The sequence below is a fragment of the Acidovorax delafieldii 2AN genome, assembly GCF_000175235.1.
GTDB lineage: Bacteria > Pseudomonadota > Gammaproteobacteria > Burkholderiales > Burkholderiaceae_C > Acidovorax > Acidovorax delafieldii_B.
Genome location: NZ_ACQT01000212.1, coordinates 1 through 6,217 on the forward strand (window position 1 = coordinate 1; position 6,217 = coordinate 6,217).

Below are 6,217 nucleotides of genomic sequence, written 5' to 3' on the forward strand. Positions count from 1 at the left end.
TTGGCCTGCGCAGTTCCAGCTCGTGGTTGTCGTCCAGGATCTTCGTGGCCCACTGCGCGGCCGTGACGTCTGCCGCGGGAGGTGCGACGGACCACAGCGCGCTGCCGGTGGCGCCCATGTCCAGGGGCTTTGGCAGGCCCGGATACAGGCGCTCCAGCGCCTGCAGCCGCACCTGCAGCTGTCCCTGGGCCCGGGCAGCCAGGGCGTCCACCCGGGCGGCCTCGGCCTGCGCCGCCAGCAGCTCCAGCGTGGCGGCTTCACCAGCGGCCACACGCCGCTCGGTGGTGGCCATCTGCTGGGTGACCAGACGGGCCTGTTCCTGCAGGACGGAGGCGGTGCGCACGTCGCGCAGGGCGTCAAACCATGCTGTCAGCAGGCCGCGTGCGGCCTCGTGCCAGGCGTCGGCCAGGGCCAACTCGCCCAACTGGATCTCGCTGGCACCCAGTTGGCGGTCTGCGGCGGCCTTGGCGGGCCAGCGCACCCGGTTTCCAGGGGCCACATCGGCTTCGGAGAGCTGGGGCCCTGGCGTTCGGTGCGCCGGTTGGCGCCCGCCTTGGCGATCCAGTCGTGGGGGCCGGCCTCCAGGCGCTGGCTGCGGGCCTGGGCCAGGGGCAGACCCGCGCTGGCCGCACGCACCTGCGGCAGCTGCGACAACACCTGCATCACCGTCTCCGTGGGCGGCAGCACGGGTGGCAACGTGGTGGACGGCGTTGTCTGCGCCATCGCCACGCCCAGTCCGCCGGTACCGGCCCAGGCAAGGCAGGCCGCGGCGACGGCGCGTCGCAGTGGGCCAAGCGGGCCCCGCGATGAGGGGGGTTGCAAGCGCGTCATGGCAAGTCTCCAAATCTTCCAAAAGTCAGCAGCGGCACCACCCAGTAAGCGATCTGGGGGCTGGGCAGCGCCGCACGCAGGGTGTCGATCAGCGGTTGCACCTGGGCGTGCTGCATGGCCACCTGCACCAGCACGCGGCGCGCACGGCCCTGCACCTGCTCCATCGTCGAGGCCAGCTCCACGCTGCGGCCGATGCCCTGTCCAGGCACGACCGTGAAGCCGGGGGCCAGTTCGGGCAACGCCAGGAGCGCGTCGAGGATTTCTTCTTCGAGCGCGCGCGGAACGGCCAGCGTCAGCAGGCAGTCGGGCGTGCGGCGGGGGGGCTTGGGGGTCAGCGGGGTGGGCATATTCATGGGGCCAGCGTGCGTTGAGGGGCCGAGAAGCGGCGGTAGAGGATGGGCAGCAGCACCAGCGTGAGCAGCGTGGAGCTGACGAGGCCGCCAATCACCACGATCGCCAGCGGTCGCTGGATTTCCGAGCCCGGGCCGGTGGCCAGCAGCAGCGGAATCAGCCCCAGGGCCGTGATGCTGGCCGTCATGAGCACCGGGCGCAGGCGGCGCAAGGCGCCCTGGCGCACCACGTCCTGGATGGGCATGCCGTGCGCCGACAGCTGGTTGAAGCAGGTCACCATCACGAGCCCGTTGAGCACGGCAATGCCCATGAGCGCAATGAAGCCCACCGAGGCCGGCACCGAGAGGTACTCGCCCGAGACGGCCAGCGCAGCCACGCCGCCCACCAGGGCCAGCGGGATGTTGGCAAACACCAGGATGGCCTGGCGCAGGCTGCCCAGGGTTGCAAAAAGCACCCCCACGATCAGCGCCAGCGCCACGGGCACCACCAGGCCCAGGCGGGCGGCGGCGCGCTGCTGGTTTTCAAACTGGCCGCCCCAGGTGATGCTGTAGCCGGGGGGCAGCTTGACCTTCTGGGCCACGGCCGCCTGTGCATCGGCCACGAAGCCCACCAGATCCCGCCCGCGCACGTTGGCGCGCACCACCGACATGCGCGACGACTGTTCGCGCTCGATCTTCACCGGGCCGTCGGTCACTTCCAGCCGGGCCAGCTGGCTCAGCGCCACGGCCTGGCCGTCGGGTGTGGGCAGGCGCAACTGGGCAAACTGCTGTGGCGACACGCGCAGGTCCTCGCTGCCGCGCACCACCAGCGGCACGCGGCGCCCCTCCTGCATCACCACGCCCACCTTCTGGCCTTCGACCAGGGCGCGCAGGTCGTTCTGAATCTGGTCCACTGCCATGCCCAGGCGGCCTGCCGCCTGGCGGTCGATGTCGATGCGGTAGTACTGAACGCCGCCATTCTGCGCGGTGATCACGTCTTCGCTGCCCGGCAGGGCCTGCAGCAGCTGCACCACCTCGCCAGCCAGGCGGTTGAGTTCCTGGGCATTGGCGCCGAAGATCTTCACCGCCAGGTCGCCCCGCACGCCCGACAGCATTTCGGAGGTGCGCATCTCAATGGGCTGGGTAAAGCTCAGGTTCACGCCCGGTATTGCCTCACCGGCCTGGCGGATGGCGTCGATGAGTTCTTCCTTGGTCTTGAAGCGCCACTGCTCGCGCGGTTGCAGCACCAGAAAGCTGTCGGTCTCGTTGAGCCCCATGGGGTCCAGGCCAAGTTCGTCGGAGCCGACGCGCGCCACGATGCTCTTCACTTCGGGCACCGTTTCCAGAATGCGCCGCTGCAGTGCCAGATCGGTGGACACCGACTGCGCCAGGTGGATCGACGGAAGCTTTTCCACCTGCATGATGATGTCGCCCTCGTCCAGTGATGGCATGAACGACTTGCCAATCAGCGGAAACAGCGCCACCGCGCCGGCCAGCGCTACCAGCGATACCGCCACCACCACCTTCGAGTGGCGCAGCGCGGCTTCGAGCAGCGGCGCGTAGCCTGCCTCGAGCTTGCGCACCAGCCAGGGCGCCGCATGGTGGCCAGACCGCAGGGCCAGGGACGCCAGCACCGGAATCACGGTGAGCGACAGCACCAGCGAGGCGCCCAGCGCGAACACGATGGTCAGCGCCACCGGCCCGAACAGCTTGCCTTCCAGCCCCTGCAGGGTCAGCAGCGGGAGGAACACGATCATGATCACCACCACACCGGCGCTCACCGGCGTGGCCACCTCCTGCGTGGCGCGGTACAGGCTGTGCAGGCGTGAGATGCCCGGTTCGGCCTGCCGGGCCTCGATGTTCTCCACCACCACCACGGCGGCATCCACCAGCATGCCGATGGCGATGGCCAGGCCGCCCAGAGACATCAGGTTGGCCGACAGCCCCCATTGCTGCATCAGCACGAAGGTGGCCAGGGCCGACAGGGGCAGGATCAGGGCCACCACCAGCGCTGCGCGCAGGTTGCCCAGAAACAGCAGCAGCAGCACCAGCACCAGCACGATCGCCTCGCCCAGGGCCTTGGTGACGGTGGAGACGGCGCGCTCGACCAGATTGCCCCGGTCGTAGAACGGCACGATCTTCACGCCCTGCGGCAGGGTGGGCTCCAACTCGGCGATCTTGGCCTTGACGTCGCGCACCAGTTTTTGCGCGTTGGCGCCGCGCAGGCCCAGCACCAGGCCCTCCACGGCCTCGCCCTTGCCGTCCTGGGTGACGCTGCCGTAGCGCGTCAGTGCGCCCAATTGCACCGTGGCCACGTCGCCGACGCGCACCGCTTCGCCATTGCGCTGCACCACGGCAATGGCCCGCACGTCTTCCAGGTTGCGGATGCTGCCGTCGCTGCGCACGAGCAGCGACTCCTCGCCGCTCGACAGGCGGCCGGCGCCGTCGTTGCGGTTGTTGTTGGCCAGGGCGTCCTGAAGCTGCTGCAGCGACACCTTGCGGGCGGCCAGCTCCGCCACATCGGGCACCACTTCAAAGGTCTGAACCATGCCGCCCAGCGTGTTCACGTCGGCCACACCCGGAATGCCGCGCAGGCGGGGGCGGATGACGGTGTCCAGCAGCTTGCGCCGCTCGGCCAGGCTGGCTTCGCCATCCACCTTGAACATGAACATCTCGCCCAGGGGCGTGGTGATGGGCGCCAGCCCGCCCGACAGGCCGGCCGGCAGATCGCCCATCACGCCCGACAGGCGTTCGCTGACCTGCTGGCGCGCCCAGTAGATGTCGGTGCCGTCGGCGAAATCGAGGGTGATGTCGGCAATGGCGTACTTGCTTTGCGAGCGCAGCATGACCTGGCTGGGGATGCCCAGCAGTTCCTGCTCGATGGGGGCGACGATGCGCGCCTCGACCTCGGCCGGGGTCATGCCCGGCGCCTTGAGGATGATCTTGACCTGGGTGGTCGAGACATCCGGGAAGGCGTCGATGGGCAGATCGCGCAGGGCCATGCCGCCGGCGGCCAGCAGCGCCAGCGAGAGGATGCCGACCAGCAGGCGCTGGGAAAGGGAAAACGCAATCAGGCGTGACAGCATCATTGCGCTCCGCCGCCCATGCCCTGCCAGGCACCCTTGAGTGCGGCCAGGCCCTGCACGGCGATCACGTCACCGGCCTTCACGCCCGAGCGCACCAGCGCCTGGCCTGCCGCGTCGTCCCCCAGCACCACGGCCGTGGGCACGAAGCCCTGCGGGGTCTTCACGAAGACATAGGCGTGTCCGTCATGGCGCACCACAGCCTGGGCCGGCACGGTGACCTGGTTCGCAGCGGGGGCCGCGGTTGCGGTGCGCGCGGCCACGGTGACCTGTACGAACTGCTGGGCGCGCAGGCAATCCTCGGCGGCCGTGAAGTCGGCCCGCATCTGCACCGCCTGGTTGCCGGGGCTGACCTGCGGCACGATGGCCGCCAGGCGCGCGGGGGCCTTGCAGCCCTGCACCGTGAGAAGGTCGCCCACGCGCAGGCTCTGCGCCTGCGACGGCGTCGCCTGCAATGCGATGGCCCATTGGCCGCCGCGCGCCAGCTTGGCCACGGGCATGCCGGCGTCCAGGCGCTGGCCGGGGGTGGCGGTGACTTCCAGCACGGTGCCTGCGGCGGCTGCCCGCAGGGTCAGGCCGGGCTGCAGCGTGTTTCCGGTGGTGCTTGCACCGGCCATCTGCAGGGCCTGGCGGCGTTCGCGCAAGGCCACCTGGGCCAGTTCGTTCTGGGTGCGGGTCTCCTGCAGGCGCAGCCCGGCAATGATGCCTTCGGCATGCAGCTTTTCATCGCGTTCGAGCTTGCTGGCGGCCAGCCGTGCCTGGGCCTGGGCCTGCAACAGGTCGCGCTGCCAGGCCAGGAGGTCGGGGCTCAGAAGTCTCGCCACCGGCTCGCCGGCCTTGACCTTCTGGCCTGCGCCGACCAGCACCTGTTGCACGACACCGGCCACCGGGGTGCTGAGCAGCTCCGTGGCCTGGGGCGGAAGTTCCACCGTGCCTTGCAGCACGACGCCTGCCGCGGCACCCGCGCCACTGCTGCCTACCGTTTGCGTGGTCACACCGGCCGCCTGCACCTGCGCGGCGGTCCAGGCGATGGCCGGATGGCTGGCGGGGGCCGCGGGGCTGGCTGCAGGGCCGGCCGCCTGGCTCAGGGACGTGCACGCGCACAGCAGCGCTGCGCACAGGGTGGTGCGAAAAACGGGGGAGGTTGGCGCATGGGCGCGAGGATGCTGGGGCATGGGAGATGAACCTTTGGTCGCTAGGGCTGCGAGTCGGGCCGGACGATACCGCGCCTACCTGAAGGGAGCATGAACTCCTGCAGCCGGCGGTATCGCCGCCGGCGTGCCGCCTGAAAAAAGGGGGGCAGCTCTCAGCGGGCGGCGCGCAGATGCAAGTTCACCTGCAGCCCGCGGGCGTGCCCGGGCGGCGGCGACTGCAAGGTGAAGGAGCCCCCCTGGCGCGCCACGATGGTGGTCACGATGGACAGCCCCAGGCCATAGCCCGGCGTGTACAGCGCGCTCGCCGTGCGCCCGTCGCGGTAATGGCGCTGCTGCAAGAGCCCGAGCTGTTCTGCGGAAAGGCCTGGCCCGCTGTCGCGCACGCTGCAGGTGGCAGGCAGCGCCACTTCCAGCACGATGGGGCCCTGGGGCGCGTAGCGCACGGCGTTCTCCACCAGGTTGCGCAGGGCGATGGCGAGGGCGTCGAAGTCGCCGCGCACCCACACGTCGTCGTCTTCGGGCAGCACGAGCTGCAGGCGCTGCAGCAAGGCCGCGTCTGCCCAGAACTCCTGTGCCACGGCGGCGGCGACCTGTGCGAGGTTGACGCGGTCCTGCGCCAGCGCTGCCCCCGAGCCTGCGCGCGAGAGCTGCAGCAGCTTCTCGCAGCGGCGGCTGAGGCGGTCGAGCGACTGCAGTGCGCCCTGGATGTCGGTGTAGGCCGCCCCCGTGGGCACGTGCCCAAGGGCGGTCTGCAGGTTCAGGCGCACGGCGGCCAGCGGGGTGCGCAGTTCGTGCGCCGCGTTGGCGGCCAGGGCGCGTT

At 70.4% G+C, this 6,217-nt stretch carries 4 protein-coding genes and 1 pseudogene; all 5 read right to left on the reverse strand.

Features of this window, described 5'->3' with window-relative positions; genetic code table 11:
- A pseudogene (locus tag ACDELDRAFT_RS25415) lies at nucleotides 1-499 on the reverse strand (hypothetical protein); the annotation flags it as partial.
- A gap of 328 nt (nucleotides 500-827) precedes the next feature.
- Nucleotides 828-1,184 (reverse strand): DUF3240 family protein, encoded by a 357-nt coding sequence (locus tag ACDELDRAFT_RS17915; RefSeq protein ID WP_005799396.1) that lies wholly within the window; start codon nucleotides 1,182-1,184, stop codon nucleotides 828-830.
- Nucleotides 1,181-4,246, reverse strand: coding sequence for an efflux RND transporter permease subunit (locus tag ACDELDRAFT_RS17920; RefSeq protein WP_005799397.1), 3,066 nt, complete (start codon nucleotides 4,244-4,246; stop codon nucleotides 1,181-1,183). Before ACDELDRAFT_RS17920 ends, ACDELDRAFT_RS17915 begins: the two co-directional genes overlap by 4 nt.
- A complete protein-coding gene (locus tag ACDELDRAFT_RS17925) occupies nucleotides 4,246-5,418 on the reverse strand; it encodes an efflux RND transporter periplasmic adaptor subunit (RefSeq protein WP_005799398.1) in 1,173 nt (390 codons plus the stop codon). The genes ACDELDRAFT_RS17920 and ACDELDRAFT_RS17925 overlap by 1 nt, the downstream gene beginning before the upstream one ends.
- Nucleotides 5,419-5,549: 131 nt before the next feature.
- The coding region (locus ACDELDRAFT_RS17930) for a sensor histidine kinase (protein ID WP_005799399.1) at nucleotides 5,550-6,217 on the reverse strand (668 nt) is incomplete at its 5' end.

Coding starts and splice junctions, on each gene's coding strand:
- ACDELDRAFT_RS17920 (WP_005799397.1), bottom strand. CDS start 4,246: ATGCTGTCACGCCTGATTGCGTTTTCCCTTTCCCAGCGCCTGCTGGTC.
- ACDELDRAFT_RS17925 (WP_005799398.1), bottom strand. CDS start 5,418: ATGCCCCAGCATCCTCGCGCCCATGCGCCAACCTCCCCCGTTTTTCGC.
- ACDELDRAFT_RS17915 (WP_005799396.1), bottom strand. CDS start 1,184: ATGAATATGCCCACCCCGCTGACCCCCAAGCCCCCCCGCCGCACGCCC.